This is a genomic window from Phreatobacter sp. (genome assembly GCF_022843985.1).
Taxonomy (GTDB): domain Bacteria; phylum Pseudomonadota; class Alphaproteobacteria; order Rhizobiales; family Phreatobacteraceae; genus Phreatobacter.
Genome location: NZ_JALHMP010000007.1, coordinates 50,374 through 65,643, shown reverse-complemented (window position 1 = coordinate 65,643; position 15,270 = coordinate 50,374). Strand labels below are relative to the sequence as shown.

Annotated in this window: 14 protein-coding genes and 1 pseudogene; 9 read left to right on the top strand and 6 right to left on the bottom strand. The window is 69.2% G+C overall.

What is annotated here, in order from left to right:
• Positions 1-13: 13 nt before the first annotated feature.
• Positions 14-925 (bottom strand): NAD(P)-dependent oxidoreductase, encoded by a 912-nt coding sequence (locus Q0C57_RS06805; RefSeq protein ID WP_296573963.1) that lies wholly within the window; start codon positions 923-925, stop codon positions 14-16.
• An 88-nt stretch (positions 926-1,013) separates the two neighbouring features.
• Between Q0C57_RS06805 and Q0C57_RS06800 the strand changes: the two genes are divergently transcribed.
• The 3 genes from Q0C57_RS06800 to moeB are packed head-to-tail and all read left to right on the top strand — an operon-like array spanning position 1,014 to position 2,922.
• Positions 1,014-1,562: a phosphonopyruvate decarboxylase gene (locus Q0C57_RS06800; protein ID WP_296573960.1), complete on the top strand. Its 549-nt coding sequence runs from the start codon at positions 1,014-1,016 to the stop codon at positions 1,560-1,562.
• Positions 1,559-2,149, top strand: a complete 591-nt coding sequence (locus tag Q0C57_RS06795; RefSeq protein WP_296573957.1) for a thiamine pyrophosphate-dependent enzyme — start codon at positions 1,559-1,561, stop codon at positions 2,147-2,149. Before Q0C57_RS06800 ends, Q0C57_RS06795 begins: the two co-directional genes overlap by 4 nt.
• Positions 2,149-2,922 (top strand): molybdopterin-synthase adenylyltransferase MoeB, encoded by a 774-nt coding sequence (gene moeB, locus Q0C57_RS06790; RefSeq protein ID WP_296573953.1) that lies wholly within the window; start codon positions 2,149-2,151, stop codon positions 2,920-2,922. The genes Q0C57_RS06795 and moeB overlap by 1 nt, the downstream gene beginning before the upstream one ends.
• A 24-nt stretch (positions 2,923-2,946) precedes the next feature.
• On the opposite strand, the gene Q0C57_RS06785 is transcribed toward moeB, so the two are convergent.
• Together Q0C57_RS06785 and Q0C57_RS06780 are read right to left on the bottom strand one after the other, a co-directional pair.
• Positions 2,947-3,339, bottom strand: coding sequence for a VOC family protein (locus tag Q0C57_RS06785; protein WP_296573950.1), 393 nt, complete (start codon positions 3,337-3,339; stop codon positions 2,947-2,949).
• 6 nt (positions 3,340-3,345) lie between these two features.
• Positions 3,346-4,344: a D-glycerate dehydrogenase gene (locus tag Q0C57_RS06780; protein ID WP_296573947.1), complete on the bottom strand. Its 999-nt coding sequence runs from the start codon at positions 4,342-4,344 to the stop codon at positions 3,346-3,348.
• Between the two features lie 240 nt (positions 4,345-4,584).
• On the opposite strand from Q0C57_RS06780, the gene Q0C57_RS06775 reads away from it, so the two are divergent.
• Both Q0C57_RS06775 and uraD read left to right on the top strand, forming a co-directional pair.
• Positions 4,585-5,097 carry an SH3 domain-containing protein gene (locus Q0C57_RS06775; RefSeq protein WP_296573944.1) on the top strand — a complete coding sequence of 171 codons (513 nt, stop codon included), beginning with the start codon at positions 4,585-4,587 and terminating at the stop codon, positions 5,095-5,097.
• 59 nt (positions 5,098-5,156) lie between these two features.
• A pseudogene (gene uraD / locus Q0C57_RS06770) lies at positions 5,157-5,657 on the top strand (2-oxo-4-hydroxy-4-carboxy-5-ureidoimidazoline decarboxylase); the annotation flags it as partial.
• A gap of 48 nt (positions 5,658-5,705) precedes the next feature.
• Here the strand turns inward: uraD and Q0C57_RS06765 are convergent.
• Positions 5,706-7,067 carry a formimidoylglutamate deiminase gene (locus Q0C57_RS06765; protein WP_296573941.1) on the bottom strand — a complete coding sequence of 454 codons (1,362 nt, stop codon included), beginning with the start codon at positions 7,065-7,067 and terminating at the stop codon, positions 5,706-5,708.
• A 70-nt stretch (positions 7,068-7,137) separates the two neighbouring features.
• Here Q0C57_RS06765 and hutI point away from each other — a divergent pair, with 70 nt between their 5' ends.
• The 4 genes from hutI to hutU are packed head-to-tail and all read left to right on the top strand — an operon-like array spanning position 7,138 to position 12,354.
• Positions 7,138-8,343, top strand: a complete 1,206-nt coding sequence (gene hutI, locus Q0C57_RS06760; RefSeq protein ID WP_296573938.1) for an imidazolonepropionase — start codon at positions 7,138-7,140, stop codon at positions 8,341-8,343.
• Positions 8,343-9,881, top strand: a complete 1,539-nt coding sequence (gene hutH, locus Q0C57_RS06755; RefSeq protein WP_296573935.1) for a histidine ammonia-lyase — start codon at positions 8,343-8,345, stop codon at positions 9,879-9,881. Before hutI ends, hutH begins: the two co-directional genes overlap by 1 nt.
• The gene (gene hutG, locus Q0C57_RS06750) at positions 9,878-10,684 is read left to right on the top strand and encodes an N-formylglutamate deformylase (RefSeq protein ID WP_296573933.1); all 807 of its coding nucleotides are present in this window, start codon (positions 9,878-9,880) and stop codon (positions 10,682-10,684) included. The genes hutH and hutG overlap by 4 nt, the downstream gene beginning before the upstream one ends.
• Positions 10,681-12,354 (top strand): urocanate hydratase, encoded by a 1,674-nt coding sequence (hutU, locus tag Q0C57_RS06745; protein ID WP_296573932.1) that lies wholly within the window; start codon positions 10,681-10,683, stop codon positions 12,352-12,354. The genes hutG and hutU overlap by 4 nt, the downstream gene beginning before the upstream one ends.
• 188 nt (positions 12,355-12,542) lie before the next feature.
• Here the strand turns inward: hutU and Q0C57_RS06740 are convergent, their stop codons facing one another.
• Positions 12,543-13,748 carry an acetyl-CoA acetyltransferase gene (locus tag Q0C57_RS06740; RefSeq protein ID WP_296573929.1) on the bottom strand — a complete coding sequence of 402 codons (1,206 nt, stop codon included), beginning with the start codon at positions 13,746-13,748 and terminating at the stop codon, positions 12,543-12,545.
• 3 nt (positions 13,749-13,751) lie between these two features.
• Positions 13,752-15,212: a 3-oxoacyl-[acyl-carrier-protein] synthase III C-terminal domain-containing protein gene (locus Q0C57_RS06735; RefSeq protein WP_296573926.1), complete on the bottom strand. Its 1,461-nt coding sequence runs from the start codon at positions 15,210-15,212 to the stop codon at positions 13,752-13,754.
• Positions 15,213-15,270: the final 58 nt, after the last annotated feature.

Genomic DNA, 15,270 nt, shown 5'->3' with positions numbered 1-15,270 from the left:
CTGTCAGCAGGCCTCATGCCGGCGGGGTGTAGCCCTTCGGCAGGCGGGCGCGCTCGATCTGCGAGAGGTCGCAGGCCACATCGACCATCGCCGAGAAATCGTTCTGTCCGTAGCCGCGGGCGCGGGCCTGGGAGAAGGCCTCCCGGGCCGCCGCGGCGACGGGCAGGGGAACGCGCGCGCTGTTTGCCGCCTGGATGATCAGCGTCAGGTCCTTGTGGGCGAGGTCGATGGAGAAACCTGGCTCGGTGTCGCCGGCCAGCACCTTGTTCGGCCAGTTGACCTTGAGCTGGCCGTTGGTCGCCGTCGTGCCGTAGAGCACGTCGAGCGTCTTGGTGAGGTCGAGGCCGAAGCGCTGCGACAGCGCCAGGGCCTCGGCATTGAGCTGGCAGAGGATGATGGCCAGGTAATTGTTGACCAGTTTCATCCGCGTGCCGGCGCCGGGACCGCCGGAATGGTGGATCGTCGTTCCCATCGCCTGGAGCAAAGGCAGGGCCCGCTGATAATCCGCCTCGTCGGCGCCGACCATGAACAGGCTCTGGCCGCGATCGGCATGCCAGGCGAGACGCCCGACCGGCGCATCCACCGCCGTCATGCCGCGACGGCGCGTCTCGTCGTGCAGCTTGTCGGTCGTCTCGGGGTCGATGGTCGACATGTCGATGATGAGGGTGCCGGGCCGGGCATGGTCAAGCACACCGCCGGGTGCGAGCACGACCTCGCCCACCTCCTTGCCCGTCGGCAGCATGGTGACGACGATGTCGCAGGACGCGGCGATCTCGGCGGGTGAGCCGCGCTTCGCGCCGAGGGCCTCCAGCGCTGCCACCGGCGCCGCGACCACGTCATGCACCATCAGCGCAAAGCCCTTGGTCTGCAGGTTCGAGGCCATGCCCCGCCCCATCTTGCCCAGTCCGATGAATCCGACCGTCATGCCTGTCCTCCCGATTGTCCGTCTTGTGTCTGTGCGGGCGCGGCGTCATGGTCCGCCCCTCGCAAGGGAAGGGGAGCCTATCCAGCCCATGAACGCCGCGCATCCTCACGCTTTGCATGCCTCGCCCGCCGGATGGCCGGGCGACATCTTTTCCGCCCTGAAGACGGCCCGTGTGCGCCAGGTCGCCTATGTGCCCGATGGCGGCCATGCCGAGTTGATTCGCGCCATCCATGCGGATCCCGCCATGATCGGCATTCCGCTGACCACCGAGGAGGAGGGCGTCGCGCTGGTCTCCGGCGCCTGGCTGGGGGGCGACCGCGCCTGCCTGCTGATGCAGTCCTCCGGCGTCGGCAACTGCATCAACATGCTGTCGCTGGTCCGCAACATGGGCGGGCCCTTCCTCACCTTCGTGACGATGCGCGGCGAGTGGGGCGAGTTCAATCCGTGGCAGGTGCCCATGGGTACCGGCACGCCCGACGCCTTCCGGCTGATGGGTGTGCATGTGCTCCGCGCCGACAGGCCCGAGGAGGTCGGACCCGCTACCGCCGCCGGCATCCGCATGGCCTATGAGGGCGGCAGCGCCGTCGCCGTCCTCCTTGCCCAGCAGCTCATCGGTGCCAAGGTCTTCGTGAAATGAGCACAGCCGTGAACCGCCTCGACCGCCGCGCCGTCGTCGCCCGCCTGCTCAAGGATCGCGGCGAGGCCATCGTCGTTACCGGCCTCGGATCGCCCACCTATGACGTCGCCGCCTGCGGCGACCACGACCGCAACGTCTATCTCTGGGGCGCCATGGGCGGCTGCGCCGTGATGGCTCTCGGGATCGCGCTCGCCCGACCGGAAACCCCGGTCATCGCCGTAACCGGCGACGGCGAGATGCTGATGGGTGTCGGCTCCTTCGCCACCATCGCCATGCAGGCGCCGAAGAACCTCACCGTCGTCATCCTGGATAACGGCCTCTACGGCGAGACTGGCGGACAGGCGAGCCACACCGTGGTCGCCGACCTCGCCGGCATGGCCCGCGCCTCCGGCATCGCCGATGCCCGGGCCATCGACGCCATGGGCGATGTCGAGGGGCTGGCGACCCGCGCGACCGCGCTTGGCAACGGCCCCTGCGTCGCGGTGGTCAGGATCGGCCAGGCCGAACTCGAGCGTGTCCTGCCGACCCGCGACGGACACGCCGTCCGCGCCCGCGTGCGCCAATCCCTGGGGCTGTCGATCGACTGATGTTCTCCGCCGAGGAACTCGAGCGCTACGCCCGCCACATCGTCCTGCGCGAGGTCGGGGGGCCGGGCCAGCAGAAGCTGAAGGCGGCGCGGGTCCTGGTGATCGGCGCCGGCGGCCTCGGTGCGCCGCTGCTGCTCTATCTTGCCGCCGCCGGCGTCGGGACCATCGGCATTGTCGACGATGACGGCGTGGCGCTGTCGAACCTCCAGCGCCAGGTGATTCACCGCACCGACGACGTCGACATCCTCAAGACGGAGAGCGCGGCCAATGCCATCCGCCGGCTCAACCCCCATGTCGAGGTGGTCTCCCACGTCACCCGGCTGACGGTGGCCAATGCCCGCGACCTCGTTTCCGGCTACGACATCGTCGCCGACGGTTCCGACAATTTCGCCACCCGCTATGCGGTCTCCGACGCCTGTTTCCATGAGGGCAAGCCGCTGGTGACGGCGGCAGTCGGCACCTTCGACGCCACATTGACGACGCTCCGTCCGCATGAAAAGGCGGCCGACGGCAGGCCCAACCCGACCTATCGTTGTCTCTTCCCCGATGCGCCGCCGCCGGGCACTGTGCCCTCCTGCCAGGAGGCCGGAATCCTCGGCGCGCTGACCGGCATCGTCGGGTCCATGATGGCGCTGGAGGTCATCCGCGAGATCGTGGGCTTCGGCGAGGGCCTCGTCGGCCGCCTCCTGATGGTCGATACACGCGCCATGCGCTTCGAGACCGTGCGTTACCGGTGGGACCCCGAAAACCCGCTGAACGGGCGGGGCGCCTGAGGCCGGGGGCAGCCCGCCAAGGCCTCAATACTCGGCGTAGATCTCGATGATATTGTCTTCCGGGTCGCGGAAGAACAGCGTCCGGTGGCGCCAGGCCGGAAGGTCGGTCGGCACCCGCAGGATCGTCACGCCCCTGGCGACCAGCTCGGCATGGCAGGCATCGACCGCCGGCGGCGGCACGCGGAAGGCGAGCTGGACGGCCGCCGAACCAGCGATGGCAGGGCCGTCGTCGCAGACCGACCAGGGGCCGCGCGGCCGCAGCGACAAAAGCGCCGATCCGACGCGGAAACTCACCCAGGTCGGATGGTCCGTCTCGATGGGAAAGCCCATGACCTCGCGGTAGAAGGCGCGCGTTTCAGTGAGCTTGGCGCAGACCAGGACCGTGTGGTCGAGGTTGCGGATGGCGGAAAGGCTCATGGCGCCTCACAGCATCGACGGCAGCACGCGGTCCGGCGGCTTGTGGCCGTCCATGAAGGCCTTGATGTTGACGATGACCTTGTCGCCCATGTCGATGCGGCCCTCGATGGTGGCCGAGCCCATATGCGGCAGCAGCACGACCTTGCCCGCCTTGGCGAGCTTGATCAGCCGCGGATTGACCGCCGGCTCGCTCTCGAACACATCGAGCCCGGCGCCGGCGAGATCGCCCGCCTCGATCATCCGGGTGAGCGCCACCTCGTCGATGATCTCGCCGCGCGCCGTGTTGACGACGAAAGCCTCCTTCTTGAGGAGCTTCAGCCGCCGCGCCGACAGCAGGTGATAGGTGGCCGGGGTGTGCGGGCAATTGACCGAGACGATGTCCATGCGGGCGAGCATCTGGTCGAGGCTTTCCCAATAGGTGGCGTCCAGCGCCTGCTCGACCTTCTCGGGCAACCGGCGGCGGTTGTGATAGTGGATCTGCATGCCGAAGGCGGCGGCGCGGCGGGCCAGCGCCTGGCCGATCCGGCCCATGCCGACAATGCCGAGGCGCTTGCCGTGGATGCGCTTGCCGAGCATCCAGGTCGGGGTCCACCCCATCCATTCGCCGTGTTCTAGCACTTCGAGCCCTTCGGCGAGGCGGCGCGGCACGGCGAGGATCAGCGCCATGGTCATGTCGGCCGTGTCCTCGGTGAGGACGCCCGGCGTATTCGTGACGGTGATGCCGCGCTGGATGGCGGTGGCCACGTCGATATTGTCCACGCCGTTGCCGAACTGGGCGATGAGGCGCAATTGCGGGCCCGCCTGTGACAGCAGGGCCGCGTCGATCCGGTCTGTGACGGTCGGCACCAGGACCTCCGCCGTCTTCAAGGCGGCGACCAGATCCGCCTGGCTCATCGGCTTGTCCTCGACGTTGAGGCGCGTCTCGAAGAGCTCGCGCATCCGCGTCTCGATGCTGTCCGGCAGTTTCCTCGTCACGACGACGAGCGGCTTCTTGCGGTTCGGCATGCCCCAACCTCTGGAATCCCTGCGGTCCGCCCTGACGAACCACCCGGCCGGTTGATTCCGACCGGCCATCAAGCCTGTCTTAACCCTGAACGGCGACACTGGCTTCCGGCGGGACCTGTCTACCAGAAGGGTCGCGCCAGACAAAGCCGTCGGTCCCCCCTCGAGACCTGTCTTTCGAAGGGGCCGGCGTCGGTGCGGTGCGTTTCGGATGCCGGTGGGTAGCGTATGAGTGCTTTTCGCGTGAGCGCGGCTCTGGTCGCCGTGATGGCCGCCTTCACCGGTGCGCCGGTTTCCGCCGCCGAGATCACCGGCTCGCTGGGGTCGCAGACCCGTCTCCCGGTCCCCCGTTTCGTCAGCCTGAAATCCGAACGCGTCAACGCGCGGATGGGTCCGACGCGCGAGCACCAGGTCGTCTGGATCTACCAGCGCGCCGGCCTGCCCGTGGAGGTTACCGCTGAATTCGACAATTGGCGTCGCATCCGCGACCATGACGGCACCGAGACCTGGGTCTTCCATTCCATGCTGTCGGGGCGGCGCACCGGCATCGTCATGCCGCGCGGCAATTCCTCCGAACTCGTTTCGCTGATGAATCGTCCCGGCGGTGACCGGGTCGTCGCGCGCCTGGAACCCAAGGTCCAGGGAATGGTTAGGGCCTGTAACGGCAACTGGTGCCGCATCACCGGCCAGGGTTTTGACGGCTGGATTGAACAGACGCGACTCTGGGGCGTCTACCCGAACGAAAAGGTCGAGTGACGCGGCGCGCCGCCCTCGCTAGGGTCCGGCCCTCACCCGCCGCCGGAGCGCCGATGTCCCTGCCGTCCCGTCTCGACCGCGCCGCCTTCCTTGCCCGCTTCGCCGCCGTCTGGGAACATTCGCCCTGGATCGCCGAGGGGGCTTTCGACCGCGGCCTCGGGGCGACCGAGGACACCGCCGAAGGCCTCCATGCCGCGATGGTCGCGGTGATGCGTGCGGCCGCCGACCCGGCGAAGCTCGCCCTCATCCGCGCCCATCCCGATCTCGCCGGCAAGCTCGCGGCGGCCGGTCGTCTCACCGCCGAATCGACCGGCGAACAGGCCTCGGCGGGGCTCGACCGGCTGACCGATGCCGAGAGGGCCGAGTTCATGCGGCTGAACGAGGCCTATCAGGCGCGCTTCGGCTTTCCCTTCATCCTGGCGGTGAAGGGTCGCAGCAAGGACGAGATCCGGGACGCGTTCATCGCCCGGTTGCGGAACGATCCGGCCGCCGAGTTCGCCGAGGCGCTCCGCCAGATCGAGCGCATTGCGCTGCTGCGGCTGAAGGACCTGCTGCCCTAAGGGTAGGCCGCACTTCCGAAGTCTCGCGTTCCGTCACGCCCGGGCCGCTCAGCCCGCGATGACTCGTTCGAGCACCGCCCGCGCCCGCGCCTCGACGGAGGAGCGCGCCACGTGCCGGCCGCCATCCACCACCCGCCGGCCCGAGATCCAGACCTCGCGGACGGCGCCGGCCGAGGGCCCGAAGATCCAGGAATCCAGCACCGCATCCCCCTCGCGGCCCGCGAAGGCCATGTGGTTGCCATCAAGCACGACAAAGTCAGCCGGCGCGCCGACCGTGATCCCCGCAGCGCCAAGCCCCAGCGCCTGCGCGCCTCCGGCGAGGCAGTCGCCGATGAGCGTCCGGCCGGTGGAGCGGCCACGATCCGCCATCGCCGTGCGCCGCTGGGTGGCGAAGCGCTGGGCATAATCCAGCATCGCCAGTTCGCCGGCGGCGGATATCGCCACGTTGGAATCCGTGCCGACGCCGAACCGGCCGCCGCGCCCGCGGAAATCAACCCCGCCGAACAGGCCGTCGCCGAGATTGGCCTCGGTGACCGGGCAGAGTCCGACCACGGCGCCCGCTTCCGCCATGATCCGCCGCTCGGCCGCGTCGGCATGGGTGGCGTGGATCAGGCACCAGCGCTCCGACAGCGCGACCGTGTCGGCGAGCAGCGCGATGGGGCGCGTCCCATGCGCGGCGAGGCAGTCCTCGACTTCCCTGACCTGTTCGGAGACGTGGATGTGGAGGGGACCTTCCGGGAAGGCATCCGCCAGGGCCGTCAGTTCGTCCCGCGTTACCGCCCTGAGCGAGTGCGGCGCGATGCCGAAATGGCCGCGGGCATAGGCGCGCGCGGCCGACCGGCCGCCTTCAGCCACGCGGGCAAAGAGGTCGCGGTCGCAGATGAAGCGCCGCTGCCCCTCGCCCGGCGGCAGGCCGCCGAAGCCGGAATGGGCGTAGAAGACCGGCAGCAACGTAATGGCCAGGCCGGTCGCTTCCGCAGCCGCGATGCAGCGCCGCCCGAGTTCGGCCGGATCGGCATAAGGCTGCCCATCGCGGCCATGATGCAGGTAGTGAAACTCGCCGACCGTCGTGAATCCCGCCTCCAGCATCTCGACATAGGCGAGTGCCGCGATCGCCTCGACGTCTTCCGGCTCCAGCGCCAGGGCGAATCGATACATCCAGTCGCGCCAGGTCCAGAACGAATCCTCGCCCGTGCCGGCCACTTCGGTCAGTCCCGCCATGCCGCGCTGGAAGGCATGGGAATGGAGATTCGGCAGGCCTGGCAGGACGATGCCGGTAAGCCGCGCCGCGCCTGCAGCGGCGGGCCCTTCGATGATCGCGGCGATGCGTCCATCGGGCCCGACCGCCACGGTCACGTTGTCGCGCCAGCCCGTCGGGGTCAGCGCCCTGTCCAGATGGAGCTTGTCCATCGCCATCTCCATGCTACGGTTTTTCGCCTAGCATTGTTGGGCGGGGAATACGACGTGCCGAGAGAATCCCATGCGCGTTGATCGTCTCTATCGCGACGCGCGGCTGGCCACGATGGCCGGAACCGGCGCGGACCAGGGCCTCGGCCTGATCGAGGACGGGATCCTCGCCACCGTCAGCGGCCGCATCGTCTATGTCGGCCCCCGCGCCGATGCGCCGCGGCTCGATCCGCAGGAGACGATTCGCTGCGAGGGCCGCTGGATGACCCCGGGCCTCATCGATTGCCACACGCATCTCGTCTATGCCGGCAGCCGCGCCCATGAATTCGAGCTGCGGCTGCAGGGCGCCAGCTACGAGGAGATCGCCCGCTCCGGCGGCGGCATCGTTTCCACGGTGAAAGCGACCCGCGCGGCGAAACCCCGCGATCTCACCGACGAGAGCCTGCCGCGCCTCGATGCGCTCATCGCCGAGGGTGTGACGACCGCCGAGATCAAGTCCGGCTATGGCCTCGACCTCGAGACCGAGGAGAAGCAGCTCCGGGTCGCCCGGTCCCTCGCCGAGAAGCGCGACGTCGGCATTGTCACCACCTTCCTCGGCGCGCACGCCCTGCCCCCCGAGGCGAACGGCGACAAGGGGTCTTACCTCGACCTCGTCTGCCACGAGATGATCCCCGCCATCGCCCATCACGGGCTCGCCGACGCGGTGGACGCCTTCTGCGAGGGCATCGCCTTCTCTCGCGAAGAGACGGCGCGGGTCTTCGCCGCCGCCGAGAAGCACGGCCTGCCGGTGAAGCTCCATGCCGACCAGCTCTCCAACCTGCACGGGGCGAAGCTTGCCGCCGATCATGGCGCGCTCTCGGCGGACCATCTCGAATATACCGACGAGGAGGGGGCCGCCTCCATGGCCAAGGCCGGCACGGTGGCCGTGCTGCTGCCGGGCGCCTTCTACTTCATCCGCGAGACCCGCGTGCCGCCCGTGGAAGCCTTCCGCCGCCACGGCACGATGATGGCGCTCGCCACCGACTGCAATCCCGGCTCCGCGCCGCTGACCTCGCCGCTCCTGACCATGAACATGGGCGCGACCCTGTTCCGCATGACCGTGGCGGAATGCCTCCTCGGCTTCACCCGCAACGCGGCGAAGGCGCTCGGGCGCGATGATATCGGGGTTCTGGAACCCGGTCGGCGCGCCGATCTCTGCCTGTGGTCGGTGGAGCGCCTCGCCGAACTGGTCTACCGGATCGGTTTCAATCCGCTCTTCGCCCGTTACAGAGGCGCCTGATGACCGCTTTCATCCGCGCCGGGGGGAATTCCCTCGGCTTTTGGCGTCAGATTGCCGCCGGTGCCACGCCGGGCCTCGACCCCGCGACGCAGGGCGCCATCGCCCAAGGCCACGCCCTGCTCCTCGCCAAGGCGCGCGGCAACGATGCCGTCTATGGCGTCAATACCGGCTTCGGCAAGCTCGCCAGCGTCCGGATTCCGGCGGAAAAACTGGCGCAGCTGCAGGTCAACATCGTCCGCTCGCACCAGGCCGGCATGGGCGAGCCGCTGGAAGAACCGATCGTCCGGCTGGTTCTGGCGCTGAAGGCGGCGAGCCTCGCCCATGGTGCCTCCGGCGTGCAGCCGGCCACCGTCGCGTTGCTGGTGGCGATGCTGCGCGAGGGCGTGCTGCCGGTCATCCCGGCCCAGGGGTCGGTCGGTGCCTCCGGCGACCTCGCGCCGCTCGCCCATATGGCGGCCGTGCTGATCGGCGAGGGCGAGGCGGTCTGGCGCGGCACGCGCATGTCCGCTGGCGAGGCGCTGGCCAAGGCTGGCCTGTCCGCCGTCGTCCTCGGCCCCAAGGAAGGCCTCGCCCTCCTCAACGGCACCCAGGTCTCCACCGCCCTGGCGCTGCACGGCCTCTTCCTCATCGAGAACGCCTTCGCCGCCGCCCTCGTCACGGGGGCGCTTTCCACCGACGCCATTGCCGGCTCGGACACGCCCTTCGACGCGCGCATCCACACGCTGCGCGGCCAGCCCGGCCAGATGGCGGTCGCCGCCGTGCTGCGCGCCCTGATGGAGGGCAGCATCATCCGCCGCTCGCATCTGGCCGATGATCCGCGCGTCCAGGACCCCTATTCGATCCGCTGCCAGCCGCAGGTCATGGGCGCCGCCCTCGATGTCATCCGCTCGGCGCAGGCCATGCTCGTCCACGAGGCCAATGGCGTCACCGACAATCCCCTGGTGATGGCCGACGATGGCGATGTGCTGTCGGGCGGCAATTTCCACGCCGAGCCGGTGGCCTTCGCCGCCGACATGCTGGCGCTTGCCGTCTGCGAGGTCGGCAATCTCGCCCAGCGCCGCTGCGCCATGCTGGTCGACCCGGTCCTGTCCGGCCTGCCGGCCTTCCTCGTCCGCGAGCCCGGGCTCAATTCCGGCTTCATGATCGCCGAGGTTGCGAGCGCGGCGCTGGCCTCGGAAAACCGCCAGAAGGCGGCGCCCGCCGTCACCGACACGATCCCCACCTCGGCGAACCAGGAAGACCACGTCTCCATGGCGACCCACGGCGCCCGCCGCCTCGGACCCATGGCCGAGAACCTCTGCCGCATCATCGGCATCGAGGCGCTGATGGCCGCCCAGGGGATCGACATGCGGGCGCCGCTGACCACCAGCCCCCTGCTGAAGAAGGCCCATGCGGCCATCCGCGCCGTGGCGCCGGTCCTCGACGGCGACCGGCCACTCTCGGCCGAGATGGAGCGCGCCGCCCGCCTCGTCGCCACCGGCGGGCTGACAACCCCCTTCGGGCATGTTGTCGAGCGCCTGTTCGGAGATAGGGCATGACCCCCGTCACCGTCATTCCGGGCGATGGCCCGCTCGTTCTCGGTCAGCCCCATGTCGGGACCATGATCCCGCCGGAGGTCTCGGTGGCGCTGAACGACTGCGGCCGGTCGGTTCCGGATACCGACTGGTGGCTCGACCGGCTCTATGCCGGCATCGCCGCACGCACCGGTGCCACCGTCATCCGCCAGGAGATATCGCGCTTCGTCATCGACGTGAACCGCGACCCTTCCGGCGTCTCGCTCTATCCGGGGCAGAACACCACGACGCTCTGCCCCACCACGACCTTCGACGCCGAGCCCATCTATCGCGAGGGCCGCGACCCCGACGCGGCGGAGATCGACCGCCGCAGGCGGCTCTATTTCGCGCCCTTCCATGCCGCCATGGCCGCCGCCATCGAGACGACGCGCATCCGCCACGGCTATTGTGTGCTCTACGACTGCCACTCCATCCGCTCGGTGGTGCCGAATCTCTTCCCCGGCACGCTGCCGGTCTTCAACATCGGCACCAATGGCGGCGCCTCCTGCGCCCCCGCGCTGCGCGACGCCGCCATCCGTGCGGCCGAGGCCTCCGGCCGGACCTTCGTCGCCGATGGCCGCTTCAAGGGCGGCTGGATCACCCGCCACTACGGCGCCCCGGAACGGCGCGTCCACGCCGTGCAGATGGAGCTGGCGCAATCCGCTTACATGCTGGAGGCGCCACCCTGGACCTATGAGGAGACCGTCGCGGCGAAGACGGAAGCCGTCCTCGACCGGATCGTCGCCGCGATCCTCGCCGCTGCTGCCCATCTGGAGGCCCGCCCATGACGACCCGTCTCGACAATTCGCGTCTCATCCGGGCACCGCGCGGCCTGGACATGTCGACCAAGACCTGGGGTGCCGAGGCGGCGCTCCGCATGCTGATGAACAATCTCGACCCCGAGGTCGCCGAGCGTCCCAACGAGCTGGTCGTCTATGGCGGCATCGGCCGCGCCGCGCGCGACTGGGAGAGCTTCGACCGGATCGTCGCCTCGCTGCGCTCGCTTGAGCCCGACGAGACCCTGCTCATCCAGTCCGGCAAGCCCGTCGGCATCTTCCGCACCCACGTGGATGCCCCGCGCGTCCTCCTCGCCAATTCCAACCTCGTCCCGGGCTGGGCAACCTGGGACCATTTCCACCACCTCGATAAGCTCGGGCTGATGATGTACGGCCAGATGACGGCCGGGTCCTGGATCTATATCGGCAGCCAGGGCATCGTTCAGGGCACCTACGAGACCTTCGCCGAGGTCGCCCGCCGGCACTTCGGTGGGTCCCTGAAGGGCAGGTGGATCCTCACCGGCGGCCTCGGCGGCATGGGTGGCGCCCAGCCGCTCGCCGCCACCATGGCGGGCGCCTCGATGATCGCGGTGGAGTGCCAGCCGAGCCGTATCGAAATGCGGCTGAAGACGCGCTATCTCGACGCCGAGGCGCGGACCATCGACGAGGCGCTGGAGATCGTCGACCGTTCCCACAAGGCGGGCAAGCCGATCTCGGTCGGCCTCCTCGGCAATGCCGCCGAGATCTTCCCCGAGATGGTCGCCCGCGGCATCCGCCCTGATGTCGTGACCGACCAGACCTCGGCCCATGACCCGCTGAACGGCTACCTGCCGGCCGGCTGGAGCCTCGCCCGGTGGGAGGAGGCGCGGGAGCGCGATCCGAAAGCGGTGGAGGTCGCCGCCAAGCAGTCCATGGCGACCCACGTGAAGGCCATGCTCGACTTCCACCGCATGGGCGTGCCGACGCTCGACTACGGCAACAACATCCGCCAGATGGCGAAGGACATGGGCGTCACTGATGCCTTCGACTTCCCCGGCTTCGTGCCGGCCTATATCCGCCCGCTGTTCTGCCGTGGCATCGGCCCGTTCCGCTGGGCCTCGTTGACCGGCGACCCCGAGGACATTGCGAAGACCGACGCGAAGGTGAAGGCGCTGGTCCCGAACGATCCGCACCTCCACAACTGGCTCGACATGGCAAAGGAGCGCATCCAGTTCCAGGGCCTGCCGGCCCGCATCTGCTGGGTCGGCCTCGGCGACCGCCACCGCCTCGGGCTCGCCTTCAACGAGATGGTGGCGAGGGGGGAGATAGGGCCCATCGTCATCGGCCGTGACCATCTCGATTCCGGCTCCGTCGCCTCGCCCAACCGCGAGACCGAGGCGATGAAGGACGGGTCCGATGCCGTGTCGGACTGGCCGCTGCTGAACGCGCTGCTCAACACCGCCTCGGGTGCCACCTGGGTGTCGCTGCACCATGGCGGCGGCGTCGGCATGGGCTATTCGCAACATTCCGGCGTCGTCATCGTTGCCGACGGCACGCCCGAGGCGGCCGCGCGCCTCGGCCGGGTGCTGTGGAACGATCCCGGCACCGGCGTCATGCGCCATGCCGATGCCGGCTACGACATCGCGGTGGATTGCGCTCGGGAGAAGGGATTGAAGCTGCCGGCGCTGGGGATCGGGGTGTGAGGCGAGGGCGCTGAAGAGATGGCCCCACCCTGACCCTCCCCCTCAAGGGGAGGGGGGCTACCGCGTCGCGGAAACGCGGCGCCGGCTGGGCCTGGCCCCGCCCTCTCGGTACGGGCGGGACGTCGAAGTCCCCCTCTCCGCGCGCAGCGCGGGGAGGGTGCGGGTGGGGCCTGTTCGAACCGACGCGCCTACCCCTCGTAGCGTCCCACGATCGAGATCGAGCAGACGTTCTGGTGCGGGAAGCCGCCGAGATTGTGGGTCAGGCCCAGCCGCGGCATGTCCTTGCGCTGGCGCTCGCCGGCGCGGCCCTGCATCTGCAGATACATCTCGTAGATCATCCTGAGGCCCGAGGCGCCGATTGGATGGCCGAAGCACTTGAGGCCGCCGTCGATCTGGCAGGGGATGGTACCGTCGGCATCATAGAAGCCGTCGAGGATGTCGTGGATCGCCCGGCCTTCGGCAGAGATGTGCAGGTCCTCCATGGTGACGAGCTCGGTCACCGAGAAGCAGTCATGCACCTCGATCAGGCTGATCTCCTCGCGCGGCTTCGCGATGCCCGCCTCCTGATAGGCGCGTGTGGCGGCGATGCGGGTGGTGGCGAAATAACTGCCGTCCCAGGAATTGTGCTGGGCCTCCGTGCCGTTTGACACCGAGACCTGCAACGCCTTGACCGAGACGAGGTCCCTCTTGCCGAGGCTGCGGGCGATCTCCGGCGTCGTCACGATGGCACAGGCCGCCCCGTCCGACACGCCGCAGCAATCGTAGAGCCCCAGCGGTTCGGCGATCATCGGCGAATTCAGCACCGTGTCGATGGTGATCTTGTTCCGCAGGTGCGCCTTGGCGTTGCGGCCGCCATTGTCGTGGCTCTTGACCGAGACATGGGCCATGGCGCGCTTCAGGTCCTCCGGCGCCGAGCCGTGCTTGGCCCGGTAGGCGGCGGCGAGCTGGGCGAAATAGCCCGGGGCCGAGGCGTTGGGCCAGGTCATGTTCGGCAGGGTGCCGCGGCCGCGCTGGGGCAGACCGCCATAGCCGGTGTCCTTGAGCTTCTCGACGCCGAGGGCCAGTGCGATATCGGCGGCCCCCGAGGCGACCGCATAGACCGCGCCGCGGAAGGCCTCGGTGCCGGTGGCGCAGAAATTCTCCACCCGGGTCACCGGGATATAGGGCAGGCGCAGCGCCACCGCGAGCGGCACGGCCGACTTGCCGACATGCTGCTCCTCGATGGCGGTGCCGAGCCAGGCGGCGTCGATCTGCTTGGTCTCGATGCCGGCATCGCCGAGGGCCTCGACATAGGCCTCGACCATCAGGTCCTCGGCGTTCATGTCCCAGCGCTCGCCGAATTTCGAGCAGCCCATGCCGAGAATGGCGACCTTGTCGCGAATGCCCTTGGCCATGGCTCAGGCCCTCCCAGAGGTTTCGGTCACGGCGGCCGGCGCCGCCTTCCAGAAATAGCGGCGGAAGCCGCGCTGGCTGTCCATGTCCTTGACGCGGAACATCATCCGCATGGGCTGGCCGACGGCGAGATCCTTCTCGTCCACATCGGTGAAGTCCATCATCCAGCGTCCGCCCTCCTCGAACTGGATCATGCCGTAGCAGGCCGGCGGATCGGGCGAATAGGTCAGGCGGTCGGCAGTGTAGGAGTTGATCGTGCCGGTCTTGGCCGCGAAGGGCTCCGGCACCTGGGTGTCAATGGCGGTACAGTTGGGATTGACGCAGACCCGCGTCTTCGGGAACTGCAGCGTGCCGCACTGGGTGCATCTGCCGCCGACGAAGGCGGTCACTGTCGCCCGGTTGCGCCACAGGGCCGAGAGCGCGGTCTGCTTGTCGGCCTCGGCGCGCATGCCGCGCTCCATCGCGATCGTGTCGTTGAAGGCGAGGAATTTCGAATAGTTCGCCTCCTCCTTGCGGCGGGCGAGATGGCCCTTCACGCCAAGCCGTGCGGGAAGGTCGGCGATGGCGTCGGTGACTTCGAACAGCAGGACGTCGGCGCCCTGGCCGAAGCCGACGACCATGATCGTCTCGCCGGGCTTGGCCTCCTCCAGCGCCGCCACCAGCATGACCAGGGGATGGGCGGCGCCCGTCTCGCCGCAGACAGCGTGGAGATTGTCGGCCACCGCCGCATCCGGGATGCCGGCAGCCTTGGCAACGGAGTTGGCGACCTTCGCGAGCACGGCCGGCATGCAGAAGCGCGTCACCGCTTCCGGGCCGAGGCCGGCCTTGGCGAGGCAGGCCTTCACCACCGGCGGCACCAGCGGCATGTAGCCGGCATCGCGGATCCAGCGCTCCTCCCACTGGTAGTCGAATTCCGATTCCGGCGTGCGGTAATGGTCGACGAAATCGGCGGTGCGGGTGGCTGACGCAAGGAGCGTCGCGACCGGCCGGCCCGCGCCGACCAGAAGCGCCGCGGCGCCGTCGCCGGCGGTCATCTCCAGCGGGCTCGCCGCCTTGACCGGTCGCTTGTCGCTGGCCAGGACCAGGGTCGCGGGTCCGCCACGCAGCGCCGTCATCAGCACCGAGGTCGCGGCGCGCTGGGTCTGGCCGGCATCGGCGGTCGCGAGGTCCTGGCCGAGATTGAGGGCCTCGGCCACGACGCCGGAATTCAGCCGGTCGAGGAAGGGGAAGGTGGTCGAGGCCATCTGCACGGCCTCGACGCGGCTCGCGTCCTGTCCCGTGAGACAGTCGCGCGCCGCCTCCACCGCCATGGTGACGGCGTCCTCGTCCCAGTTGGCGATGGCGCGCTCGCCCTTCCCCTGGCCCTTGAGGGCGGCGTTGAACCAGCCATGGGCATCGGCGATGGCTTTGCGCTGCAGGCGCAGGCGCGGGATATAGGCACCGAAGGCGAGAATTCCGAAGGTCATCAGATCAGGTTCCGATCAACAGGATAGGGCGGGCCTCGACGGATGCACGCCCGTCGTG